Source organism: Caulobacter sp. GW821-FHT12D05 (genome assembly GCF_058807295.1).
This window is the reverse complement of sequence record NZ_JBXAQO010000006.1, coordinates 156,147-180,107: the sequence shown is the minus strand read 5'-3', so window position 1 is coordinate 180,107 and position 23,961 is coordinate 156,147. Positions and strand designations below refer to the sequence as shown.

General features: G+C 68.3%; 24 protein-coding genes. 10 read left to right on the top strand and 14 right to left on the bottom strand.

The window, feature by feature from the left end:
* Window positions 1-352: 352 nt before the first annotated feature.
* Window positions 353-514, top strand: coding sequence for a hypothetical protein (locus AC1RRR_RS25755; RefSeq protein WP_492817495.1), 162 nt, complete (start codon window positions 353-355; stop codon window positions 512-514).
* Here the strand turns inward: AC1RRR_RS25755 and AC1RRR_RS25750 are convergent.
* Entirely contained in the window at window positions 495-1,661 is a 1,167-nt protein-coding gene (locus AC1RRR_RS25750) for a low temperature requirement protein A (protein ID WP_492817493.1), read from the bottom strand. The genes AC1RRR_RS25755 and AC1RRR_RS25750 overlap by 20 nt on opposite strands.
* A 72-nt stretch (window positions 1,662-1,733) precedes the next feature.
* Here AC1RRR_RS25750 and AC1RRR_RS25745 point away from each other — a divergent pair, with 72 nt between their 5' ends.
* The 4 genes from AC1RRR_RS25745 (at window position 1,734) to AC1RRR_RS25730 (ending at window position 5,513) form a co-directional block, all read left to right on the top strand.
* Window positions 1,734-2,252 (top strand): hypothetical protein, encoded by a 519-nt coding sequence (locus tag AC1RRR_RS25745; RefSeq protein WP_492817491.1) that lies wholly within the window; start codon window positions 1,734-1,736, stop codon window positions 2,250-2,252.
* 39 nt (window positions 2,253-2,291) lie between these two features.
* A complete protein-coding gene (locus AC1RRR_RS25740) occupies window positions 2,292-3,158 on the top strand; it encodes a 50S ribosomal protein L11 methyltransferase (protein WP_492817489.1) in 867 nt (288 codons plus the stop codon).
* Between the two features lie 61 nt (window positions 3,159-3,219).
* The gene (locus tag AC1RRR_RS25735) at window positions 3,220-3,648 is read left to right on the top strand and encodes a hypothetical protein (protein ID WP_492817487.1); all 429 of its coding nucleotides are present in this window, start codon (window positions 3,220-3,222) and stop codon (window positions 3,646-3,648) included.
* 53 nt (window positions 3,649-3,701) lie between these two features.
* Window positions 3,702-5,513, top strand: coding sequence for an aminopeptidase P family protein (locus AC1RRR_RS25730; protein ID WP_492817485.1), 1,812 nt, complete (start codon window positions 3,702-3,704; stop codon window positions 5,511-5,513).
* On the opposite strand, the gene AC1RRR_RS25725 is transcribed toward AC1RRR_RS25730, so the two are convergent.
* The 4 genes from AC1RRR_RS25725 to ligA form a co-directional block, all read right to left on the bottom strand.
* The gene (locus AC1RRR_RS25725) at window positions 5,510-5,995 is read right to left on the bottom strand and encodes a universal stress protein (RefSeq protein WP_492817483.1); all 486 of its coding nucleotides are present in this window, start codon (window positions 5,993-5,995) and stop codon (window positions 5,510-5,512) included. The two genes, AC1RRR_RS25730 and AC1RRR_RS25725, sit on opposite strands and share 4 nt — an antisense overlap.
* A 63-nt stretch (window positions 5,996-6,058) precedes the next feature.
* Entirely contained in the window at window positions 6,059-6,475 is a 417-nt protein-coding gene (locus tag AC1RRR_RS25720; protein ID WP_492817481.1) for a DUF2147 domain-containing protein, read from the bottom strand.
* Window positions 6,476-6,594: 119 nt separating this feature from the next.
* Window positions 6,595-7,230, bottom strand: coding sequence for a 3'-5' exonuclease (locus AC1RRR_RS25715; protein WP_492817479.1), 636 nt, complete (start codon window positions 7,228-7,230; stop codon window positions 6,595-6,597).
* Entirely contained in the window at window positions 7,206-9,557 is a 2,352-nt protein-coding gene (gene ligA / locus AC1RRR_RS25710) for an NAD-dependent DNA ligase LigA (RefSeq protein ID WP_492817477.1), read from the bottom strand. The genes AC1RRR_RS25715 and ligA overlap by 25 nt, the downstream gene beginning before the upstream one ends.
* Window positions 9,558-9,641: 84 nt before the next feature.
* Between ligA and AC1RRR_RS25705 the strand changes: the two genes are divergently transcribed.
* Complete coding sequence (locus AC1RRR_RS25705) at window positions 9,642-10,793, top strand: acyltransferase family protein (RefSeq protein WP_492817475.1); 1,152 nt, start codon at window positions 9,642-9,644, stop codon at window positions 10,791-10,793.
* Between the two features lie 44 nt (window positions 10,794-10,837).
* Here AC1RRR_RS25705 and recN read toward each other — a convergent pair whose 3' ends face one another.
* From recN to lpxC, 3 genes are all read right to left on the bottom strand, one after another.
* Window positions 10,838-12,535, bottom strand: a complete 1,698-nt coding sequence (gene recN / locus AC1RRR_RS25700) for a DNA repair protein RecN (protein WP_492817572.1) — start codon at window positions 12,533-12,535, stop codon at window positions 10,838-10,840.
* 93 nt (window positions 12,536-12,628) lie between these two features.
* Entirely contained in the window at window positions 12,629-13,558 is a 930-nt protein-coding gene (locus AC1RRR_RS25695) for an outer membrane protein assembly factor BamD (protein ID WP_492817473.1), read from the bottom strand.
* 100 nt (window positions 13,559-13,658) lie between these two features.
* A complete protein-coding gene (lpxC, locus tag AC1RRR_RS25690) occupies window positions 13,659-14,555 on the bottom strand; it encodes a UDP-3-O-acyl-N-acetylglucosamine deacetylase (RefSeq protein WP_492817471.1) in 897 nt (298 codons plus the stop codon).
* A 286-nt stretch (window positions 14,556-14,841) separates the two neighbouring features.
* Here lpxC and AC1RRR_RS25685 point away from each other — a divergent pair, with 286 nt between their 5' ends.
* The gene (locus AC1RRR_RS25685; protein WP_492817469.1) at window positions 14,842-16,938 is read left to right on the top strand and encodes a dipeptidyl-peptidase 5; all 2,097 of its coding nucleotides are present in this window, start codon (window positions 14,842-14,844) and stop codon (window positions 16,936-16,938) included.
* A gap of 146 nt (window positions 16,939-17,084) precedes the next feature.
* On the opposite strand, the gene AC1RRR_RS25680 is transcribed toward AC1RRR_RS25685, so the two are convergent.
* The 6 genes from AC1RRR_RS25680 to yajC form a co-directional block, all read right to left on the bottom strand.
* Window positions 17,085-17,798 (bottom strand): squalene/phytoene synthase family protein, encoded by a 714-nt coding sequence (locus tag AC1RRR_RS25680; RefSeq protein ID WP_492817467.1) that lies wholly within the window; start codon window positions 17,796-17,798, stop codon window positions 17,085-17,087.
* A 67-nt stretch (window positions 17,799-17,865) separates the two neighbouring features.
* Window positions 17,866-18,480: a urate hydroxylase PuuD gene (locus AC1RRR_RS25675; RefSeq protein WP_492817465.1), complete on the bottom strand. Its 615-nt coding sequence runs from the start codon at window positions 18,478-18,480 to the stop codon at window positions 17,866-17,868.
* A gap of 110 nt (window positions 18,481-18,590) precedes the next feature.
* Window positions 18,591-18,944 (bottom strand): Mth938-like domain-containing protein, encoded by a 354-nt coding sequence (locus AC1RRR_RS25670; protein WP_492817463.1) that lies wholly within the window; start codon window positions 18,942-18,944, stop codon window positions 18,591-18,593.
* A complete protein-coding gene (secF, locus tag AC1RRR_RS25665; RefSeq protein WP_492817461.1) occupies window positions 18,944-19,891 on the bottom strand; it encodes a protein translocase subunit SecF in 948 nt (315 codons plus the stop codon). Before secF ends, AC1RRR_RS25670 begins: the two co-directional genes overlap by 1 nt.
* 11 nt (window positions 19,892-19,902) lie before the next feature.
* On the bottom strand, window positions 19,903-21,498 hold the full coding sequence (gene secD, locus AC1RRR_RS25660; protein WP_492817459.1) for a protein translocase subunit SecD: 1,596 nt from the start codon (window positions 21,496-21,498) through the stop codon (window positions 19,903-19,905).
* 61 nt (window positions 21,499-21,559) lie between these two features.
* Window positions 21,560-21,865 (bottom strand): preprotein translocase subunit YajC, encoded by a 306-nt coding sequence (gene yajC, locus AC1RRR_RS25655; RefSeq protein ID WP_454715204.1) that lies wholly within the window; start codon window positions 21,863-21,865, stop codon window positions 21,560-21,562.
* Between the two features lie 119 nt (window positions 21,866-21,984).
* Here yajC and AC1RRR_RS25650 point away from each other — a divergent pair, with 119 nt between their 5' ends.
* Genes AC1RRR_RS25650 through AC1RRR_RS25640 form a run of 3 tightly spaced genes read left to right on the top strand, consistent with a single transcriptional unit; the run spans window position 21,985 to window position 23,925 of the window.
* Window positions 21,985-22,824 carry an ATP-binding protein gene (locus AC1RRR_RS25650; RefSeq protein ID WP_492817457.1) on the top strand — a complete coding sequence of 280 codons (840 nt, stop codon included), beginning with the start codon at window positions 21,985-21,987 and terminating at the stop codon, window positions 22,822-22,824.
* A gap of 50 nt (window positions 22,825-22,874) precedes the next feature.
* Window positions 22,875-23,456: a helix-turn-helix domain-containing protein gene (locus AC1RRR_RS25645; RefSeq protein WP_492817455.1), complete on the top strand. Its 582-nt coding sequence runs from the start codon at window positions 22,875-22,877 to the stop codon at window positions 23,454-23,456.
* Window positions 23,457-23,460: 4 nt separating this feature from the next.
* A complete protein-coding gene (locus AC1RRR_RS25640) occupies window positions 23,461-23,925 on the top strand; it encodes a GNAT family N-acetyltransferase (RefSeq protein WP_492817453.1) in 465 nt (154 codons plus the stop codon).
* The last annotated feature ends 36 nt before the right edge of the window (window positions 23,926-23,961 follow it).

The following is a 23,961-nucleotide window of genomic DNA, read 5'->3' as shown; positions in this document are numbered from 1 at the left end:
CCCTCCACCGGCTTCGCCGGTCCCCCTCCCCTAACAGGGAGGAGAGGAAGAAACGCAAGGCGTGGGAGGCGTAGCTCCTCTCCGCCCCGCTTGGGGGCGGACAGACCTGCGTAAGCAGGTCAGGTGGGGGCCAGTGCTGAGCCAGCCGCTCCGCGCCCCGATGCCGCAGGGGTTGAACGCGACATTCGGCTAACCATATGGTACTCAGGAAGCAGCCAAACGCTTCAGCCCAAGACGGCTGAACCTCACGGCGCTCCTACCGCCCACCGCCGCAAACGGCCACCGGGCGCTTTATCTCCACCCTTTAAGGAATATCGGGTCCAGCGTACGCTCGACCCCTGTCTGGAACTTTATGAAAACCACTGTTACCCGCGAAGCCGCCAAGCGCGCGCCCCGCAAGACCAACACTATCCGCACCAACACCGCGCCGACGCGCGCCGCTCAATCCGACTGGGTCTGGCCCGGCCTGACCCGCGCCCAGCTGCGCGACATCGTCATCGACCAGATCGGCTGACCAACAACGTCTCCCAGGCGCCGACCACCACCAGCGCCAGGGTCGACAGCATCGACAGCACCAGCGGGCTCACATGCCCCGCGATCGGAACCAAGGCCGCCAACAGGCCTAAGCCGACCAGTCGCGTCAGCGACCACTGCTTGAACACCGCCAGCTTGAAGACCAGTACGCCCAGCAGGAACAGGGCCGGCCCGCCGATCACGGCGGCGGCGACCTTGACGTCCGTGTGACCCGACGCGTGGTGGATCACCCACTCGTCGCCGACCGCCGCCACGATGATCCCGGCGATCGGGATCAGGTGGCTGTAGGTATAGGCCAGGCGGGCGATCGCCCCAGGGTCCTCGGACTCGGCGATGGCCTCGCTGGCCGCCTCGGCGGTGAACGAGAAATAGATCCACCACATGGCGATGCTGCCGACCAGCGCGGTGGCGAAGGCCGCCACGGTCTCGAGCGTCCAGGGCATGCCGACCACCGTGCCCCCCGTGACGATGATCGACTCCCCTAAGGCGATGATCGTGAACAGCGCGGTGCGCTCGGCCAGGTGGCCGCCCTCGACGACCCAGTCGCTGGTGGCCGAGCGCCCCAGCCCCGGCGTCCAGAACCCGACCAGCGCCGACAGGTAGTCGATGCCGATGGCGATCGCCCAGGCGATCAGGCGCGCCTCGTCGTGCAGCAGGCCGCCGGCGATCCAGAACACCGCCGACAGCGTCACCCAGGCGAAGATGCGCGCGACGTTCATCCGATGCGCCGGCTCGCGCCACGTGCTGATCAGGAAGAACAGGCTGCGGCCGACCTGGATGAAGGCATAGGCGCCGGCGAACATCAGGCCGCCGCCCTCGAACGCATTGGGGATGGCGGCCGACAGGACGAGCCCCGCCGCCATCAGCAGGAACATCATCAGCCGCACCGGGACCCGCTCGGGATCCAGCCAGTTGGTGATCCACGACGTGCAGACCCAGGCCCACCAGACCGCCGCCAGCAGCATGGCCGCATGCAGCACGCCCAGCGGCGTCGGATGATGCAGAACCGCATGCGACAGCTGAGTCACCGCGAACACGAAGACCAGGTCGAAGAACAGCTCCACATAGGTGACGCGGGCGTGTTCGTGCTTGTGGCGTTCGCGCAGCAGCGGGCGGGTCGTGGTCATGCGGGGTCCCCTCGCCCCTCACACTAAGGCGAGTCTCGCGAACCTTTTCGGCCTCTCGCGCGCTATGCCGACATGGACGCCCGCCTCGAACATATGCTGGCCCAGCTGAAGGGCTTCACCCTCACCCGCCCGGTGGCCTATGGCGCGCCGGCTTGCGCCGTCATCGGCATCCTGGCGGGTCTCGCCATGAAGACCGGACCGCAGGACGCGGGCTATACGCCCGAGATGGAGCCCGTGCTCGCCGCCTATGAGGCCCAGGCCGAACCGATCGCCTGGCCGGCCGGCAAGACGCCTGACTATGTGGTCGGCACCGACTTCCTGAAGATGAGCCAGCCGCCGCCCGTGCAGATGGTCTCGTACGACGAGCCGGCCTATGCGCCGCCGCCGGAGATGGACGTGCCGCCCCATGTCGTCGCCCAGCATGGTCCCGCGACGCCGCCTCCGCCCGCCGACGCGCCGCATTGGGCGTCCGAGCGTGGCGACATCCTGAACGTCTCCCTGCCCGAGGACCGGCAGCCGCGACAGCCGCCCGTCCCGACGGTCTTGGCAGAGGCCGCCGACGTCGCGGCCACCGGCATGACCTCGCGCTGAAGGCTCGCTTTTCGCCGCCTTTGCGGCTAACAGGCGCGCATGACCGACTACACGCCCCAGCAGATCGTCGCCCGCGGAACGCGCGTCGAAGCCGAGACCGCCGCCGACGCCATCGACAACCACCCTGGCCTGGAAGGCGCGACCTACTCGATCCTGGAAGAGGACGAGGACAAGAACGTCTGGCGCATCGACGCCTTCCCGACGACCGAGGAAGAAGACGAGGGCCTGATGGCCCTGCTGGGCGAGTACGACCTGAAGGTCGTGCGCGACACCCTGGCCGACGCCGACTGGCTGGCCATGGCGCTGTCGGGCCTGCCGCCCGTGCGCGCCGGCCGCTTCTTCGTCTATGGCATGCACGATCGCGGCCGCCTGCCGGCCAGCACCGTCAACCTGCGCATCGAGGCCGGCGCGGCCTTCGGTACGGGTCACCACGGCACCACCGTCGGCTGCCTGCAGGCCTATGACCGTCTGCTGAAGGCGCGCAAGTTCAACAAGGTGCTGGACGTCGGCGCCGGCACGGGCCTGCTGGCCATCGCCGCCGCCCGCACGGGCACCAAGCTGGCCGTCGGCACCGACATCGACAAGCCGTCGGTGCGGATCGCCAAGGAAAACGCCCAGGTCAACAAGGCCAACGCCCGCTTCGTGCACGCCTCGGGCCTGGGTCACCGCCTGGTCGCTCAGAACGCGCCCTACGACCTGGTGTTCGCCAACATCCTGGCCCGCCCGCTGATCAGCCTGGTCCAGGACATCAAGCACGCCCTGGTCCCGGGCGGCACGGTCATCCTGTCGGGCCTGCTGCGCACCCAGGAGCGGATGGTCAAGGCCGCCTACCTCTCGCGCGGCTTCAAGGTGGTCACGCGCATCCACCGCGACGCCTGGGCGACGCTGGTTCTCCAGCGGCCCTAGGAACCTCCAGCATCGGGGTCACGTTTTCTCGGCCAGAGACATTGGCCGAGGAGCCGCCCCGATGACCTATACCGATCCCAACCTTCCCCCGCAGGAACGCCCCGTCGAGCGTCACGTCGAGATCCGCGAGCGCGGCGGTGTCGGCGGCTGGCTGGTCGCCGGCATGATCGCCATCGTCGCGGTGATCGCCGTCGGCTTCCTGGCGATGCGCCCGACCTCGAACGATCCGAACCAGTTGCAGGCCGCCCAGGAACAGGGCCGCCAGGCCGGACTGGTCGAAGGCGCCCAGGGCGCGGCCCAGAACGCCCAGATGGCCGCCGAGAACGCCGCCCGCGAAGCCCGCACCACGGCTGATCAGGCGCGCGCCGACACGGCGCAGGCCGCCCGCAGCGCCGCCCAGTCGGCCCAGGACGCCGCCGACCGCGTCGCCTCCAGCCCCAACGACCAGGCTGCCTCGCCGGACAACCCGCCCGCGCAGCCCCAGCAGTAATCTTGAAATAATCGACCCTTCCCAGGCTCGGGTCGGGGGATTACATCCGAGGCATGCGCCAGACCTTCGATGAATCCACCGACCCGTCCTTTGGTCCCAAGCACGTCCCGCTGATCCGCGCCGCCATGGCCGCGCAGGGTCTGGACGGCTTCCTCGTGCCACACGAGGACGAGCACCAGAACGAATACCTGCCCGCCGCCAATGACCGCCTGGCCTGGGCTAGCGGCTTCACCGGTTCGGCCGGGGCCGGCGTGATCCTGAAGGACCGCGCCGCCGTCTTCGTCGATGGCCGCTACACGCTGCAGGTCCGCGACCAGGTCGACCAGGGCGTCTTCGAGATCCGCGACCTCGTCGAGGGCGGTGTGCCCGCCTATCTGGAGACCGCCGAAAAGGGCGCGGTGATCGGCTATGACGCCCGCCTGCACAGCCCCGCCGCCCTGGACGGCCTGAAGGCCGCCGCCCACCGCGCCGGCGCGGTGCTCAAGCCCGTCGCCGCCAACCCGGTCGACCAGGCCTGGGGCGAGGCCCGCCCGGCCCAGCCGATGGCCCCCATCGTTCCCCACCACGTCGAATATGCCGGCGAGGAGTCGAGCTCCAAGCGCGCCCGCGTCGGCGCCTCGGTGGCCGCCTTCGGCGCAGACGCCACGGTGATCACCGCCCCGGCCTCGATCGCCTGGCTGTTCAACATCCGTGGCGGCGACGTCATCCGCTCGCCCCTGCCGCTGTCGCAGGCCATCCTGAACGCCGATGGTACGGCCCGCCTGTTCATCGAGGCGGCCAAGGTGACTGCCGACTTGCCCGCGTGGCTGGGCAACCAGGTGTCGCTGGAAACGCCGGACAAGCTGGCCGAAGCGCTGGGCGACCTTTCGGGCAAGAGCGTCGTGGTCGACCCGACCCAGTCCTCGGCCTGGTACTTCGACATGCTGGCCGCCGCCGGCGCCAAGGTGGTGCGGACCATGGACCCCTGCACCCTGCCCCGCGCCTGCAAGAACGACATCGAGCTGGACGGCACGCGTGAAGCGCACAAGCGCGACGGCGCGGCCCTGACCCGCTTCCTGCACTGGCTGGCCACCGAAGGCCAGATCAACCCGCCGGACGAAAAGGAGGCCGTCGCCAAGCTGGAAGGCTTCCGCGAAGCCACCGGTCGGCTGAAGGACCTCAGCTTCGACACCATCGGCGCTGCCAACGGCCACGGCGCCCTGCCCCACTACCGCCCGACCGAGCGCAGCAACGAGCGCGCCGCCCTGGGCTCGCTGCTGCTGGTCGACAGCGGCGGCCAATATCTGGACGGCACCACCGACGTCACGCGCACGGTCGCGATCGGCGAGCCGTCGGCGGAGATGGTCAACCGCAACACCCTGGTGCTGAAGGGCCACCTGGCCATCGCCCGCCTGCGGTTCCCGGCCGGCACCACCGGCTCGGCCATCGACGCCCTGGCGCGGATGGCGCTGTGGGCGCACGGCCTGGACTACGACCACGGCACGGGTCACGGCGTCGGTGTCTATCTGGGCGTCCACGAAGGTCCGCAGCGGATCTCCAAGGCTCCGAACGTCATCGCCCTGCAGCCCGGCATGATCGTCTCGAACGAGCCCGGCTACTACAAGGACGGCGAATACGGCATCCGGATCGAGAACCTGGAAGTCGTCATGCCGGCCGAGGACGTCACGGGCGGCGACCGCCCGATGCACCGCTTCGAGGCCCTGACCCTGGCCCCGATCGACCGCCGCCTGATCGACAAGACCCTGCTGACGGCCGAGGAAGTGGCGCAGTTCGACGCCTACCACGCCCGCGTGCTGGCCGAGATCGGACCGCGGGTCGAACCCGAGATCCGCGCCTGGATGGAAGAGGTCTGCGCGCCGCTCTAGGTCGGCGCCTTGACCGCGTGCAGGGCCATCTCGGCGGCGAACTCCGCGTCGCTGACCGGCTGCTGGGCGACCAAAAGGCTGCAGTCGACATTGTCGATGATGTAGGCGCCCGACTTGCCGCTCCACCAGCGCTCCAGGAAGCTGCGGCGTCGATGGCCCAGCACGACCAGGTCGGCGCCGACCTCGCGGACGAAGTTGCTGATCGCCGAGGACGGGTCGCCCCGGACGACGTGACCGGTGGCGTTCAGCCCGACGCTCTTGAGCTTGCCGACGCCCTCGTCGACCAGCTGCTGGCTGGCGGCGGCGATCTGTTCGGCCGCGCCGGGCTGCACGCCCTCGGCCATGGCCACGGCGGCGTTGTCGCCCAGCACGCAGAGCAGCCAGACCCTGGCCTCGCAGCGCAAGGCCAGCAACGCCCCCTCACGCAGGGCGCTGCGCGCCTCGTGGCTGCCGTCGAAGGCCAGGACGATCTTCTGGTACATGCGGAACCTCCCCCAAGGATTTGAGGGAAGGCTAGGTCAGACCTGGCCCCGAGTCGACGCGCCCTACTTCAGGCGTGTCCACTTCTGGGTCTTGCACAGCGGCGCGACGATGCAGCCCTTCAGCTTCAGCTCGTTGGCGCTGAGCAGCTCGATGGTGCCCGAATAGGTGCCGCCGTCCTCGGGGTTGTAGACCTTGCCGCCGGTCCACTTGGTCGGGCCACCGGTGAAGTCGTATAGCATCTGCAGGTTCTTCAAGGTGCGGCCGCGCTGAGCCTCGTCCTTGTTCTTGACGTCCTTGCGGGTCGGGTCGGTCTTGATGTGGTCCGAGGTCACCAGCTTGCCGCACAGGCTGTTGCCGCAGTGGGCGATCTCGACCTGGCCGCCGTTGCCGGGCGTGGCCCACAGGCCGGTGACGTCGGCGGCGAAGGCCGAGCCCGACACGAGCGTCAGGGCGGCGGCGATCAAGGCGGTGCGGATCATCTGTTTCTCCCTAGTGCGCGGCTGAAACGCGCGTTTGGGTCCCTCGTTGCGCGATCCATCCAGTCAGGACAAGAGCCAAGGCGAAAACGAGGCGGGAATTGCGGTTGCGGCGATGCGCCTCAGGCCCAGGCGCGGGCTTTGCGAGCGCCCGCCGCCGCGCGCGAGGGCGTATAGCCGTCGTGATCCAGCCGGCCCAGGCTCATCCCTAAGCGTCCCGGCAGCTCACGCACATGGCCCAGGCTGTTCAAGCTGGTCGCCGCCAGGGCCACCTGCCCGCAGGCATAGGCGTCGCCGGCCGCGTCGTGGTGCTTGAAGTCGACGCCCAGGTGGCCGCAGACCACGTTCAGCTTGTGCGACGGCAGATCCGGCCAGACGCCGCGCGCCACCTGCACCGTACACAGATAGTCAAAGCCCGGCGCCGGCACGTCGTAGTGCTCGCAGGACCGACGGATCACGCTGATGTCGAACGAGGCGTTGTGGGCCAGGACCAGCGCGCCCTCCAGCTCGGGCCGCAAGCGCGCCAGCACATCCGGCCACTCCTCGGCGTCCTCGACATCCTGCGGGCCGATGCCGTGGAAGGCGATGTTGAACCGCGCGAAGCGATTGCCGGGCGGGCGGATCCAGTGGTGCTCGACCCGCGCCACCTGACCGTCCTCGATCCAGGCCAGACCGATGGAGCACGGGCTGGACCGCTGCTCGTTGGCGGTCTCGAAGTCCAGCGCGATGACCTTCATTTGGCGACCATCTCCAGCCACTCGTCCTCGGTCATCACCTGGATGCCAAGCTCGGTAGCGGTCTTCAGCTTGGAGCCCGCGCCGGGGCCGGCGACCACGAGGTCGGTCTTCTTGGACACCGACGAAGCGACCTTGGCGCCCAGGCCCTCGGCCTGAGCCTTGGCCTCGTCGCGGGTCATCTTCTCCAGCGAGCCGGTGAAGACGATGGTCTTACCGGCCACGGCCGTGTCGGTCTTGGGCTTGGCGACCGGCTGGATGTCCAGCTCGGCGACGAGGTTGTCGACCTTCCGGCGGTTGTGCTCTTCGGCGAAGAACCGGGCCAGCGACTGGGCGGCTACCGGACCGACGCCGTCGACAGCGGCCAGGTGCAGATAGTCGTCGCCCGGCGCGCCCGAGGCGGCCTCGACCAAGCCTTGGGCGAAGGCCTCCCAGGTCCCGTAGCGCTGGGCCAGGGCCGCCTTGGCGGGCTTGGTCAGCTTGGGGACCGCGTGGCCGATCTTGATCTCCAGGTCGGCGGCTTCCGGCCAGGGGTCGGCCAGCAGCCCGCCCTTCCCCGCCTCGATCAGCAGGTCCAGCGCCTTGGGGCCGACGCCCTGGGCGGTGGAGAGTTCGAGGTAGGTCTCGCCCGGCAGCCCCTTGGCGGCGGCCTCGGCGGCGGCCTGCAGATCCTCGAAGCGGTCGAAGTTGCGGGCCAGCACGGTCGAGGTCGTCTCGCCGATGTCGCGCGCGCCCAGGCCGTAGATCATCCGGTCCATGCCGATGGTGCGGCGGGCGTCGATGCCCTTGACCAGGTTGGCGATCGAGGTCTCGCCATAGCCGTCGCGCTCGCGCAGGGCCGCCAGCTTCTCCTCGTCCTTGGCCAGGCGGAAGATGTCGGCCGGTTCGGTGATCCAGCCCTCGTCGAAGAAGGCCTGCAGCTGCTTCTCGCCCAGGCCCTCGATGTCGAAGGCGCGGCGAGACACGAAGTGGCGCAGGTGCTCGACCCGCTGGAACGGACAGGCGAACTCGCCGGTGCAGCGGCGCACCACCGACTCCTGGCCCGAGGCGGTGACCTCGCGGGCCAGGGCCGTCTTTAGCGGGCATTCGCAGACATGGGGGAATTCGTAAGGCGGCGGCGCCGGATCGGGACGCGCGGCGATGTCGACCTCGACGATCTGCGGGATCACGTCGCCGGCGCGCTGCAGGACGACGGTGTCGCCGATGCGCACATCCAGGCGGGCGATCTCGTCGCCATTGTGCAGCGTGGCGTTGGTCACCGAGACGCCGCCGACGGTGACTGGCTTCAGGCGCGCCACCGGGGTGTGGGCGCCGGTGCGGCCGACCTGGATGTCGATGGCTTCCAGAGTGGTGCGAGCCTGCTGGGCCGGGAACTTGCGGGCGATGGCCCAGCGCGGCGAGCGCGAGACGAAGCCCAGGCGGCGCTGCTGTTCCAGGTCGTCGACCTTGTAGACGACGCCGTCGATGTCGAAGTCCAGGGTCGGGCGCAGGGTCTCGAACGCGGCGTAGACCTCCAGCAGCCCCTGGGCGTTCTCGACCCGCTTGGCCGGCGGGGCCGTGGTGACGAAGCCCCATTCCGCTAGCTTCTCCAGCGCGCCCCACTGGCTGTCGGCGAATGGCGCGGAGACCAGGCCCCAGGCATAGCCGAAGAACCGCAGCGGCCGCTGGGCGCTGATCTTGGGATCGATCTGGCGCAGCGAACCGGCGGCGAAGTTGCGCGGGTTGGCGTAGGTGCGCTGGCCGGCCTCCTCGGCGGCCTGGTTGAAGGCGGCGAAGGCGGCCAGCTCGACATAGACCTCGCCGCGCACCTCGACCACGTCGGGCCAGCCCGAGCCTTTCAGGCGGTGGGGGATGTCGGCGATGGTGCGCAGGTTGGCGGTGACGTCCTCGCCCACGCGGCCATCACCGCGCGTCGCGCCCTGGACCAGCACGCCCTTCTCGTAGCGCAGCGAGGCCGACAGGCCATCGATCTTGGGCTCGGCGGTATAGGCGACGGTGTCGGACGGCGACAGACGCAGGAACCGCCGGATCCGGGCGTCGAACTCGGTCGCCTCGTCATTGGAGAAGGCATTGTCCAGGCTCAGCATCGGCACGCCGTGCTCGACGGGCGAGAACTGCTCGGCCCGCGCCGCGCCCACCCGCATGGACGGGGAGTTGTCGCGGATCAGGTGCGGGAAGCGGGTCTCGATGTCGAGGTTGCGGCGCTTGAGGGCGTCGTACTCGCCGTCGCTGATCGTGGGCGCGTCCTGCTGGTGATAGGCCAGGTCGTGAGCGGTCAGCGCGTCGGCCAGATGCTCCAGTTCCTCGACGGCCTGGGCTTCGGTGAGGTCGGCGATGGGGATCAGGGACACGTCGGCGAATCCGGAAGGCGGGAAGTTCCGGCAGGTTAGCAACGTGGCGCGATGCTTGCGACCGAAGGCTTGAAGGAGCCTTCGATGTTCAAAGCCGGCACAAATACCGCCCTGCCTGTCCTGTCGCGGGACGGTCCGCTGGACGCCCTGCGGTTCCTGGCGGCGCTGTTCATTGTGCTCTACCACGTGGCCGAGCGGGCCCCGGTGTCGCTGTTCAGCCTGTCGCCGGCCTTTGGGCGTGGTTATCTGGCGACCGACTTCTTCCTGATGCTGTCGGGTTATGTGCTGGCTCGCACCTACGGTCCGCGCGTTCTGGGGGCTGAAGTCGACACCCTGACCTTCCTGAAGCGCCGCGTGCAGCGCATCTGGCCGTCGCACCTGGTGATGCTGGCCGCCTTCGTCGCCTTCTTCGTCGGCACCTCGGCCATCGGTCTCGCGCCGCAGAACCCGCAGTGGTTCGCCTGGGATCAGCTGCTGCCGCAGATCTTCCTGGTCCAGGCCTGGTTCGTGCCGGGGACCTCGGGCTGGAACATGCCGACCTGGACCCTGTCGGCCCTGATCGCCGCCTACGCCCTGTTCCCGATGGTCTGGCGCAAGGTCGCCGCCACCCAGCGTCCGCTGCAGCTGCTGGCCATGGGCGTCTGCGCCTGGGTGGCCATCGATTTCACCGCCCTGATGGTCTTCGACGTGCCCAGCTATCAGCTGCCGCTGCGGTTCGGCCTGATCCGGGGCGTGCCGCTGTTCATGATCGGCCTGCTGGTCGCCCGCCTGCCGGTCACGACCCTGGCCCGCCGCCAAGCGCTGCCGCTGGCGCTGGCCACCCTGGCCATCGTCATCGGCATCCAGGGCCTGGGGAATTTCGACCACTTCAGCTTGGCCCTGCTGGCCTTCCTGATCTACGCGGCCGGCGCTTCGAAGCCGCGTGCGTGGGCTTGGGCGGGTCAAGCTGGAAAGCTGAGCTTCTCGCTGTTCCTGACCAACACCCTGACGGCGGCCGTGTGGTTCGGCGTGGTGCGGATGGCCGAGGCCAAGCTGGGCCTGCCGACGGCGGCCGAGTGGACGCTGTGGGCGGCGGCCATTCCGGCCACGATCGCCGTGGCCTGGGTGTTCGAGCGCGTGGTGGATGCGCCGCTGCAAAAGTGGATCAAGAGCCGTTCCCAACAACCGCTCATCCCCGCGAAAGCGGGGACCCAAGCGGCCTCTCCGCTGGCTGCACGGTTCGGGACGAACATCTGACTCGGCTTGGGTCCCCGCTTTCGCGGGGATGAGCGGAGTGTGGGTTATGCCATCAAGGCCCGCGCCGCCGCGCGCGCGGCCTCGGTGACCTCGGCGCCCGACAGCATCCGGGCGATCTCTTCCTCGCGCTGAGCCGGGGTCAGGGGTTCGACCTTGGTGCGGGTCGAGGTGTCGTCGCCCGACTTCGAGATTCGCCAGTGGGCGTCGCCGCGCGCCGCCACCTGGGCCGAGTGGGTCACGACCAGCACCTGGGCGTTGGCGGCCAGGCGCTTCAGACGCAGACCGACCGCGTCAGCAACGGCCCCGCCAACGCCCTGATCCACTTCGTCGAAGATCATCAGCGGCTGCGGACCGCCGCTGCGGGTGGCTAGAGCGGCCTTCAGCGCCAGCGCGAAACGCGCCAGCTCACCGCCCGAGGCGATGGCCTCCATCGGGCCAAACGGCGCGCCGGGGTTGGTCGAGATCTCGAAGGCGATGCGGTCCAGGCCTGTCGGACCGGCGCGGTCCTCGGCCAGCGGCTCGACGGCGACGCGGAACTTGGCCTTTTCCAGCTTCAGCGGCGTCAGCTCGGCCTCGACGGCCTTGGCCAGGGCGTCGCCAGCGGCGCGGCGTTCGGCCGACAGGGCTTCAGCGGCGTAGAGGAAGGCCTCGCGGGCCTCGGCGGCCTCGGCGTCGGCGACCTTCAGGGCGTCTTCCGAGGTCTCGATGGCTTGCAGGCGGGCGGCGAACTCGGCGCGCTTGGCCGGCAGGTCCTCGACCAGGACATTCAGCTTGCGGGCCATGCCGCGCAGGGCGAACAGGCGCTCCTCGGCCTTTTCCAAGCGGTCGGGCTCGAACTCGAAGCTCTCGGCGACAGTGTCGATGGCGGCGGTAGCTTCCTGCGCTTCGACGATGGCGCGGTCGACAGCCTCGCAGGCGGCCGACAGACGGGTCATGGCCGTGCCCTCGGCGGGCGCGCCGGCTTGCAGGGCGCGGTCGCGGGCCCGTTCCAGGGCGCGATAGGCCTGGGCCAGCTTGCCCGTGAAGTTGTCGCCGCCCAAGGCGTCCTGAGCCGAGGCGATGTCGGCCATGGCTTTCTCGGCCGAGCTGAGCAGCGCCCGCTCGTCGGCCAGGGCCGTCTCCTCGCCCTCGCGCGGATCCAGGCGGTCCAACTCGGAGAGCCGCAGGGTCAGTTCCTCGGTCTCGGCGGCGGCGCGACTGGCTAGGTCGCGCAGCTCGTCGGCTTTCGTGCGGGCGGCGCGCCAGCCGCTCCAGGCCGCGCCGACAGCGCCGACCGACACGCCACCAAAAGCGTCTAGCAGGCCGCGATGGGTCTTGGGGTCCAGCAGGCCGACCGTCTCGTGCTGGCCATGCACCTCCAGCAGCAGCGCGCCCAGGTCCTTGAGCACGCCGACGCTGGTGGCCTGATCGTTGACGAAGGCTCTGGAACGGCCGTCCGGCGACAGCTGACGACGCAAGACCAGGTCCTCGTCGCGGGCGTAATCCAGGCCCTTCTCGTCCAGATAGGCGAAGGCGGGATGGTCGGCCGCCAAGGCGAACATGGCGGTGGCCGAGGCGTGGCCGGCGGCCCCGCGACGCACCAGGCCGGCGTCGGCGCGCGCGCCGGTGGCCAGGCCCAGAGCGTCCAGGATGATCGACTTGCCGGCCCCGGTCTCGCCGGTCAACGCGGTCAGGCCCTCGCCAATGGCAAGGTCCAGGCTCTCGATGAGCACGACGTCACGGATGGAGAGGCCGATCAGCATGAAACGCAAGATCGCCGGGAATCAGAGTTTTTCAAAGCGCAAAGACAGAACAAAACAGGATCAGGCCGTTTCCGACGTCCGATCCTGTCGTCGTTACATGCCCAGAACGCCCATCAGGCCCTTCTTGGCCTTCTTTTCGCCGGGGGGCGCCAGGGTCGTAGTCTTGTCGCGCGTCAGCACGCGTTCCAGCGCATTGCGCTTGGTGCCGGCCTTCAGCGGCTCGACGGCGGGGCGCAGGCCGTTGTCGTTGAGCAGCTTGTAGGCGTCGGCGTACCAGCGGTCGCCCGGGAAGTTGTAGCCCAGGATCGCGCCGTTGCGCTTGGCTTCGTCCAGCAGGCCCAGGGTCATGTAGCCCTCGACCAGGCGGAACAGGGCTTCGGGCGTGTGCGAGGTCGTCTGGTGACGCTCGAGCACGGTCTTGAAGCGGCCGATCGCGGCCAGGGTCTGGCCGTTCTTCAGGTAGTAGCGACCGATGGCCATTTCCTTGCCGGCCAACTGGTCGTTGACCATGTCGATCTTCAGGCGGGCGTCGGTGGCGTATTCGGTGTTCGGATAGCGCTGGACGACGTCGCGCAGCGAGGCCAGGGCCTGCTCGGTGGCGGCCTGGTCGCGGTTCACGTCGACGATCTGCTCGAAGTAGCAGATGGCCTTCAGATAGAAGGCGTACTGGGCCGACGGGTTACCCGGGTACAGCGAGATGAAGCGGTCGGCGTCGCCGATGGCCTCATTGTACTGGTTGCCCTGGTAGTGGGCGTAGCCGGTCATCAGGATCGAGCGGCGCGACCATTCCGAATACGGGTGCTGGCGCTCGACCTCGCGGAAATAGTCGACGGCCTCGTTCCAGTTGCCGCGGTCCAGGCGATCGGCGCCGGTGGAATACAGCAGCTCGACGGGGCGCTCTTCGTAGGCGAGGCTCGGCTTCTTGGACTTGCCGGCGCAGCCCGCCACCGACACGGCGGCAAGCACAGCGGCGATAGTGACGGCCGAACGTCCCGAGAAATTACGAAGCACGGAGTCTCTCACCTTCGAAGCAAACGCGCGCCCCTGCGCCGTGCAAGGCTTCTACACCACGCCGTGAAAGGCGCAAATGCGAAGGCAAAGTCCGTACGCGGGGAGCTCCCCTTTAGACCGCTTCGGCTAGTTCCGACGCGAGAGCGCGAAGGCGCCAGGCGCGCGGCTGGGACAGCAACGCTCTAACCACGGCGTTATTGAGGCCGTGACCGGCCAGAACGCCTTCGAAGCGGCCCAGGATGGGCTTGCCCAGCACATACAGGTCGCCAATGGCGTCCAGGGCCTTGTGGCGCACGAACTCGTCCGGACGACGCAGGCCTTCCGGGTTCAGCACGCGGTCGCCGTCGATGACCACGGCGTTTTCCATCGAGCCGCCACGGGCCAGGCCGATGGCGCGCAGGGCTTCGACGTCGCGAACGAAGCCGAAGGTGCGGCAGTCCGACAGCTCGGCGCGGAACGATTCTTCGTCGACGACCAGATCCACGGCCTGACGGCCGATGGCCTTGGAGCCGAAGGCGATCTCGAAGGCCACTTCGAAACGATCGGCCGGCAGCAGGCTGGCGCGCTTGTCGCCGTCCTCGACCGTGATCGGCGCCAGGATCTCGATATATTGGCGGACGGCTTCCTGCTTGCGGCGGCCGGCGCGGTCCAGGATCTGGACGAAGGGCTCGGACGAGCCGTCCATGATCGGCACTTCCGGGCCGTCCAGTTCGACGACGCAGTTGTCGATCGACAGGGCGGCCAGGGCCGCCATCAGATGTTCGATGGTCGAGACGCGAACGTCGTCGCCATTGCAGATCACGGTGCCCAGTTGCGTCTGGCAGACCGACTCGGCAGTGACGGGGACACGATTGTCGCGGTCATGCACATCGGTCCGCACGAAGATGATCCCCGCGTCGGGAGCCGCCGGGCGCACGGCGACGCGCACATGCGCGCCCGTGTGCAGGCCGATCCCCGCAAAGATCACCGGCCCTGCGACCGTGTGCTGAAAATAACCCGAAGCCGACACTAGAGACCCTTATCGTTGGACGGACAGCTCTGCGGCTATCCTATCGCCCCGCTTAAGCATGTAAGGAGGATGCTGCGTCGCGGCAAAGCAAGTCCTGTTTCGGATTGTTACGCGCTAAGCGACGGATTTTATTACGGATTTGTCACGCGAACGCATACGCCGAAACAGACCGCCGATCGGCGATCCGTGGTCGGGAATCTCTTGCCCGGCGGCCCTAGCCGGTGGCGAAAAGCGGGACTAGGCTCCGCCGCCAGATGGGATAACCGTTTCCGGGATTTTCGGTTTCATGATCAAGACCTTGCGTTTCGCGGCTTCGGCTGTCGCCCTCTCAGCCGCCCTCGCCGGCGTGGCTCATGCGCAGGCGCCGCAAAAGCCGCACGTCTTCACCGCCAAGGACATGGCCAGCCTGGATCGCCTGTCCGATCCGCGCGTCTCGCCCGACGGCCGCTTCGTGCTCTATTCGGTGCGGACCATGAACTATCCGGCCAACAAGGCCGCGATGTCCCTGTGGGTCGCCGACCTGAAGACCAAGATGGCCCCGCGCCGCTTGAAGATCTCGGACGGCGGCGCGTCCAGCGGCCGTTGGAGCGCCGACGGCAAGGCCATCTATTTCTCGTCCAGCCGCGCCGGCGGGACCGAGCAGGTGTTCAAGACCGACGTCAGCGGCGAAACCGCGACCCAGGTGACCTCGGCCCCGTTCGACGTGCTGGCCTACAAGGTCGCGCCGGACGGCAAGAGCATCGTCGTCGGCCAGGCCGTGTTCCCCGACTGCCCCGACCTGTCGTGCACCGAGGCCCGCCTGGCGGCCAAGACCGCGACCAAGGCCACCGGCGTGGTCTATGACAAGCTGTTCGTGCGCCACTGGGATACGTGGAACGACGGCACCAAGAACCACCTCTTCGCCTGGAGCCTGGACGCCAACGGCGTGGCGGCGGGCCAGCCCGTCGACCTGATGAAGGGCTTCGACGGCGATACGCCGACCAAGCCCTACGGCGGTGACGACGACTTCTCGATCAGCTCCGACAGCAAGCTCGTGATCTTCTCGGCCAAGATCGCCGGCAAGGACGAGCCCTGGACCACCAACTACGACATGTGGGGCGTCCCGCTGGACGGTTCGGCCAAGCCTGAGAACTACACCGCCAAGAACAAGGCCTGGGACACGGTCGAGATCACCTCCCCGGACGGCAAGCTGATGGCCTATCGCGCCATGAAGCGCCCGGGCTTCGAGGCCGACCGCTTCGCGATCATGATCTGGGACGAGGCGGCCAAGACCGAGCGCGAACTGGCCCCGACCTGGGACCGCTCGGCCGACGCCATCGCCTGGAGCCGTGACGGCAAGACCATCTACGCCACCGCCCTGGACGTGGGCCAAGGCAAGCTGTTCGCCATCGACGTCAAGACCGGCAAGGTCACCGCCCTAACCGGCGACGGCCACGTCACCGCCTTCGACGTGGGGCCGAACGGCATCGTCTACGCCTCCGACTCGCTGAAAAGCCCGTCCGAGCTGTTCCTGCTGCCCGCCAAGAAGGGTCCGCCGATCCGCGTGGCCAGCGTCAGCGACGAGGCCCTCAAGGACGTGGCCTGGGGCGAGCCCGAGCAGTTCGATTTCAAGGGCTGGAACGACGAGACCGTGCACGGCTTCGTGCTGAAACCCGCCAACTTCGACCCGGCCAAGAAGTATCCGGTGGCCTTCCTGATCCACGGCGGCCCGCAGGGCTCGTTCAGCAACAGCTGGTCGTACCGCTGGAACCCGCAGGTCTACGCCAACGCCGGCTATGCCGTGGTGATGGTCGATTTCCACGGCTCGACCGGCTACGGTCAGGCCTTCACCGACGCGATCAGCCAGCACTGGGGCGACCGCCCGCTGGAGGACCTGCAGAAGGGCTGGGCGTTCGCGACCCAGAAGTACAGCTTCCTCGACGCCGACCGCGCCTGCGCCCTGGGCGCTTCGTACGGCGGCTACATGGTCAACTGGATCGCCGGCAACTGGGCCGAGCCGTGGAAGTGCCTGGTCACCCACGACGGCGTCTTCGACACCCGCGCCATGGGCTACGCCACCGAGGAGCTGTGGTTCACCGAGTGGGAGAACGGCGGCACGCCGTGGCAAGCGGGCACGACCTACGACAAGTTCAACCCGGTCGATCACGTGGCGCAGTGGACCAAGCCGCAGCTGATCGTGCAGGGCCAGCTGGACTACCGCATCCCGGTCGAACAGGGCCTGGGCGCCTTCACCGCCCTCCAGCGCAAGGGCGTGCCCAGCAAGTTCCTGTACTTCCCGAACGAGAACCACTGGGTGCTGAAGGCCCAGAATTCGGTGCAGTGGCACAAGGAAGTGCTGGACTGGCTGGACCAGTGGACGGGGAATAACCGTCCCGGCAAGTGATCTAACCCAATCCCGTTTCCCCCGGCGAAAGCCGGGGCCCAGATGCAAGAGCGCCCGCGGTCCCCGATAGGATCGCGGGCGTTTCTGCATGCGCCTCACAGCCATACGATCTGGGTCCCGGCTTTCGCCGGGAAAACGGTTGGGGGTTAGAGCTTCCCCGTCGCCACCGCCAAGGTGAGGCGGGCCTTCTTCTCCAGTTCGCCCATCTGACGCCCAGCCACATAGGCCCGCGCCAACGCCGCCGGAGCCACGGCCGGGAAGGCCGCCACGGGTAGGCCCCTCACCTCGCCGCGCGCGGCTTTCAGCTGGTCCTCGACGCGACGCTTCACGTCCGCCTGCGTCCAGTCCGCCGGCAATCGATCACGCCCGGACTGTTTCAGCCGCCACAGGCCGGACAGCCCCCACGCTCGCGCCGCGCCCTTCACGGCGTGCGGGTCGGCGCTCGGGTCCAGCCGACGCGCCGCCAGCACCGCCAGCGCGCCGGCCGTGCCATCGACATGGGCCAGCACCGCCGCCTCGTCCTTCAGCGGACCTTCGTCCAGGTCGGTGAAGCGGGCTTCCGACAGCGCCGCCAGGGCGTTGGGATCGAACTTCGAAGCAGCCAGGGCCTCGACATTGGGATGCTTGCGCGGCGCCTTGCCGGCCGCGATCTCTTCCATGGCCTCACGCCACCAGCTCAGGCGGATCTCGCCCATCAGCGCGTTGGTGACGCCGCCGGCCACCCGAGCCAGCTCGTAGTTCATGGCGTACAGCGCGATGACGTCGGCCCGCGCGGCGGCGTCGCCGATGAACCGGCTGGCCAGCCAGCGGTCGGGATCGACGCGGCGGACGAGGTCGTCGAGGGTTTCGGTATCGGCCATGAGCTCAAAACGAAGAAGGCCCGCCGAACCTGGCGGGCCCTCCCCTTACAGCGTGTCGCGCCCGGCGTCAGCCGAACAGCGTCTGGTTCATCGCCATGGTCGCCAGCATCGGGATGCTGAGCAGGACGTTGGTGCGCGAGAACAGCATGGCCAGCTTGGCGGCCTTGGCCTTGGCGTCGGCGTCCGCTTCCACGATGCCCAGGGCGATCTTCTGGTTCGGCCAGATGAAGACCCAGACGTTGATGAACATCACCGTGGCCAGCCACATACCGGTGCCGATGAAGGTGAAGCCCATGTCGACGCCGGGCGTGTAGCCGCCGGCCAGGCCCAGGGTGGCGGCTTCCAGCAAGTAGCCGCGGCTGAAGGCCAGGATCACGCCCATCACCCAGGTGAACAGCGCCGCCCAGCGGAACCAGAACAGGGCTTCCGGCGCGATGTACTTGCTGACCGCCGGCTTCAGCTCGGCCGGGATCTGCGGCATCACCCGGATCTGCACGAAGTTGAAATAGTACAGCAGTCCGATCCACAGGATGCCGAACCAGACGTGCAGCAGCCGGAAGATGGCTTGGAAGTAGCTGCTGTCATGGCCGTGCGGGCTGTGCCCGTAGCCGATGATGATCACCAGGCCCAGCACGACGCTTACGGTGATGGTGTTGCGGAAGTTCGAAAGCAGTCCAGACATCGGTTTCCCCCTCGGATCCCTATTGCTTGAACAGGACCTTAGGACCGTTTGCAGAGTCGGGCAAAGTCAGCGACTTCGCCCGCGCCTGGACTTGAAATCAGACCGCGATCTCAGACCGCGATCAGGGCCGCGGCCATCCGCCGGCCTTCGCTGGCCAGCACGTTGTAGGTCCGCGCGGCGGCCTCGGTGCTCATGAACTCCAGGCCCAGGCCGGCGGCCTTGATCGCGTCGCGGATGGGGCGCGGCGGCAAGGCGTTGACCAGGCCCGTGCCCAACAGGACGAACTCGACGGCTCCGCCGGCGGCGAACACCTCGGCGAAGGCCTCGGGCGTCAGGTCCGCCAGGGCGGTCGCGGCCCAGTCGCGCGGCTGATCGTCGATGATCAGCAGCGAGCCGGGCCGCCAGTCGCCGGCGACTCGAAAGCCGCCGCCGCCCCAGGCGTCGATGGACGGCGGCTGACGCATCAGGGACGCGAGGCCGCGCCGAGCTTGATCGGCGTGGCTTCTTCGTCGCCACGCTTGACGCCCCACACCAGGATCAGCGGCAGGGCGATGTAGATCGACGAATAGGTGCCGATGATGATGCCGAACACCATGGTGAAGACCAGCGGGAACAGCACCGGACCGCCGAACGCCATCGTGCCGCCCAGGGCCAGCAGGGCCGTGGTGCCGGTGATGATCGTCCGCGACAGACGCTCGTTCTCCGACAGGTCGATGATGTCGCGCAGCGGGGTCGTCTTGTACTTGCGCAGGTTCTCTTTCAGACGGTCGAAGGTGATGACCTTTTCGTTCATCGAGTAGCCGATGACCGTCAGCAGGGCCGCGATCTCGGTCATCGAGAACTCGATGCCCACCACCGACAGCAGGCCCAGGGTCAGGACGATGTCGTGGATCACGGCCACGACCGCGCCCGTGCCGTACGACAGGCCGAAGCGGAACCAGATGTAGCCCAGGGTCAGCAGCAGGGCGACGCCCAGGGCCTTGAAGCCGGACATCAGGAGCTCGCCCGAGACCTTGGCGCCCACTTCCGAGCGGCTGGTCACCTTCAGGTCGGGGAAGCGCTTCACCAGCTCGGTCTCGACGTGCTTGGACGCGGCCGTAGCGGCCTCGCCCTCGGCGGGCCGGAACTTGACCATGGCGGCGTTCGGCGAGCCGAAGCCCTGGACCTGGCCGTCATGGGCGCCGATCTGGTCCAGCGCCGTGCGCAGCTCGCCCTGAGGCACCGGGCGCGGCATGTTGATTTCCAGGGCGACGCCGCCCTTGAAGTCGATGCCCAGGTTCAGGCCGTGGAAGACCAGCGAACCGATCGAGCCCAGGATCAGGATGGCCGAGAAGACGGCCGCGACGGGAGCCCAGCGCACGAACTGATAGTGGGTCGCGCGCGGGATGTAGCGAATGAGGGGCCAACGCATGGTCGGATCTCCTATGCGATCGGCAGCTTCTTCGGCTTGGTGGCCTTGAACCACCAGCCGATGAGCACTTGCGTGATGATGATGGCGGTGAACAGCGACGTGAACACGCCGATCACCAGGGTCCAGGCGAAGCCCTTCACCGGGCCCGAGCCGAAGCTGAACATGATCAGGCCCGAGATCAGGCTGGTGATGTTGGCGTCCAGGATCGAGGTCAGGGCCAGCTTGTAGCCGTGGTCGGCCGCGGCCATGGGCGTTCGCCCGGCGTTGGCCTCGTCGCGCATGCGCTCGTAGATCAGCACGTTGGCGTCGACGGCGACGGCGAGGGTCAGGATCAGGCCGGCGATGCCGGGGAAGGTCAGGGTCGCCTGGGTCATCGACATGATGCCGATGATCAGCAGCACGTTGATCACCAGGGCGATGGCCGCGAAGCCGCCGAACAGGCCATAGGCCAGGATCACGAACACGAACATCGACAGGGCGCCGATGGCCAGCGAGATCGAGCCGGCCTTGACGGCGTCGGCGCCGAGCTCGGCGGTCACGGTGCGTTGGTCTTCGATGTTCAGCGGGGCCGGCAGGGCGCCCGAGCGCAGCAGCAGGGCCAGCTCGTTGGCGCTCTGGGCCGTGAAGCTGCCGGTGATGATGCCGCTGCCGCCGGTGATCGGGTCGTTGATCGTCGGGGCTGAAATCACCTGCTTGTCCAGGACGATGGCGAAGCGCTTGCCGCGATTGCGGGTGGTGACGTCGCCGAACTTCTTGGCGCCCGAACCATTGAAGGCGAAGCCGACGGCCGGCGAGCCGTTCTGGTCGAAGGTCTGCGTCGCGTTGGTCAGTTCGTCGCCCGACACCACGGCGCGTTTCTTGACGACGTAGACCGGTGCGAAACGGTCGCCCTTCAGCAGTTCCGAACCAGGCGGGATGCGACCAGCCTGCATGTCCTCGGGCGTGACCGTCTCGTCGACCATCTGGAAGGTCAGCTTGGCGGTCTTGCCGATGACGGCGCGCAGGCGCTCGGGATCGCTCTCGCCGGCCGCCTGGATCATGATCCGGTTGGCGCCCTGGCGGTTGATCGAGGGTTCCTTGGTGCCCAGGCTGTCGATACGGCGACGGACCGTCTCGATCGACTGGTCGACGGCCTTCGCGGCGTCGGCGCGGATCGCTTCCGGCACGTATTCCAGCTGGATGCGCTGATCGCCCTTGCCCGTGACCGCCACGTCCTTCCCGCCGATCACGCCGGCCAGCGGCGCGCCGATGTTCTTGCGCAGCACGTTCATCGCGTCGTCGTAACGCGAGGCGTCACCGATGCGGACGCTGACGACGTCGCCCTGCTGGGCCAGCTCGCCGAACGGGATCTGCTCGTTGCGCAGCTGGAGGCGCACGTCTTCGACCAGGTTCGACAGGCGTTCGCGGTGCAGAGCGTCGGTGTCGACCTCGTACAGCAGATACGAACCGCCCTGCAGGTCGAGGCCGAGGTTCAGCTTCTGGTGCGGCAGCCAGCCGGGCATGGCGTCCAACGTCTTCTGCGGAAGCACGTTGGGCAGGGAGAACAGGATGCCGAAGATCACCGACAGCGTAACGGCGATGATCTTCCAGCGGGAAAGGGTCAGCATGGATCAGTGACTTTTCAGGCGGCGTCCATACGAACGCCTCGAGACAGGGTTTTAAAGCGCCTTAGTTCTTGGCGTCGTTGGCCGCGGCCGGTTCGCCCTTGGCGCGGACCTCGGTGATCATGCCCTTGACGACCTTCACGGTCACGCCGCTGGCGATCTCGACGCCGACTTCCTTGTCTTCGACGCGCATCACCTTGCCGATGATGCCGCTGGACAGCACGACAGTGTCGTTGCGCTTCAGGTTGCCCAGCATGTTCTGGTGCTCTTTGGCGCGCTTCTGCTGCGGACGGATCAGCATGAAGTAGAACAGCACGACCATCAGGAGGATGGGGGCGAGCTGGATGATCTGGGCGTTCAGGTTGTTCATAGGGACTCCGAGAATTCCGTTAGGCGCGCCGCCTCTAGATAGGGTCGCGCCAAGTCGGCGGAAGCTATGCGTTCGCCTCCCCTTTTGCAATGCAAGCGCACCCGGTATGCAGCGTGCCCATGACTGAAGCGTCCACTCCTCTGCTCGCCCGCATCGCCGACGCCCTGGAACGCCTGGCGCCCCCGCCCCCGCCCGCCCCGGATTTTGCGGCTGCGCGCCTCTTCCGGCACGAGCCCCAGAGCGGCGCCTTCGTACCCGCGCCGGACTATCCGCTGTCGCTGGACAGCCTGGTCGGCATCGATCGCCAGAAGACCCGCTTCGTCGAGAACCTGCGCCGCTTCGCCGTGGGCGTGCCCAGCAACCACACCCTGCTGTGGGGCGTGCGCGGCACGGGCAAGAGCTCGGTGACCAAGGCCGCCTTCGTCACCCTGGCCGACGAGTTCCCCGCGCTGAAGCTGATCGAGGTCGACCGCGACGAGGTCACCGCCCTGCCGCCGCTGTTCGACCTGCTGCGCGCCCGCTCCGAGCGCTTCGTGGTGCTGTGCGACGACCTCTCGTTCGAGGACGGCGCGGCCGCGGCCAAGGCCCTGAAGTCGGCGCTGGAAGGCGGCGTCTCGGGTCCGCCCGAGAACGTGCTGTTCGTGGCCACCTCGAACCGCCGTCACCTGATGCCGCGCGACCACGTCGAGCGCCAGGGCGCCATCGCCGCCGCCGAAAATGCGGAAGAGGAGATGAGCGTCTCGGACCGCTTTGGCCTGTGGATCGGCTTCCCGCCCATGGACCAGGACACCTACCTGGCCGCCATCCGGGGCTATGCCGAGCAGTTCGGCCTACACGCCCAGGACCTGGACCGACGCGCCCTGCAGTGGTCGACCCAGCGCGGCGCCCGCTCGGGTCGCGTAGCCTGGCAGTTCATCCGCGACCTGGCGGGCGAGCTGGGGGTCAAGCTGCCGGCCTAGTTCCGGGCCGGCCCTTGCGTGGCGATCAGATGTGAGAATAATTCCCCCTTATGGGAATCGCATCTGACGCCGCCGAGCCTTCCGACCACGCCCTGGCCGCCCGCCTGGAGGCCCTGCGCCACGAGCGAGGCCTGTCGCTGGACGTCGCCGCCGGCCTGACGGGCCTCAGCCGCGCCACCATCTCACGGATCGAGCGCGGCGAGACCAGCCCGACCGCCAACGCCCTGGGCCGGCTGTGCGGCGCCTATGGCCTGACCATGTCGCGGCTGATGGCGGCGGTCGAGGAGAACGCCCCTCGCCTGCTGCGCGGCGCCCTGGCGACCCAATGGCGCGATCCCGAGAGCGGCTACCTGCGCACCCTGATCGCCCCGCCCAGCCAGGACTACGCCACCGAGCTGGCCCTGGGCGAGCTGCCGGCCGGGGCCGAGATCCACTATGACGGCCGTCAGGCGCCGGGGCGCGAGCAATTCTTCTATCTGCTGGAGGGCGCGCTGAGCTTGGATGTCGAGGGTGAGACTTACCGCCTCGAGCCCGGCGACTGCCTGCGCCACCGGGGCGTCGACGCCACCCGCATTGGCAATCCGGGCGCGGTCCCGGCCCGCTACCTGATCATCAACAGCACGACGACCTGAGCCCATGACCGACCTTCGTATCGTTCCCGGCGACTTCGACGACGCACGGGTCGTCGCCCTGCTGGCCGGCCACTTCGCGGCCATGCGCTCGACCGGCCCTGAGGAGAGCTGTCACGTCATGCCGCTGGACGCCATGCGCGAGGCGGGCCTGGACTTCTTCGCCGCCTGGGACGGCGAGACCCTGGCCGGCGTCGGGGCGATCAAGCGACTGGACGCCACGCATGGCGAGATCAAGTCGATGCACACGGCCGCCACCTATCGCCGGCGCGGCGTGGGCCAGGCGACGCTTGATCACCTGATCGCCCATGCGGCCGCCCTGGGCCTGTCGCGCCTGAGCCTGGAGACCGGAGCCGGCGACTTCTTCATCCCCGCCCGGGCCATGTACGCCCGCAACGGCTTCGCCGATTGCGAGCCGTTCGGCGACTACAAGCCCGACCCGAACAGCGCCTTCATGACCCGCCAGCTCTAAAGCAAAACGGCCCGCCTCTTTCGAAGCGGGCCGTTT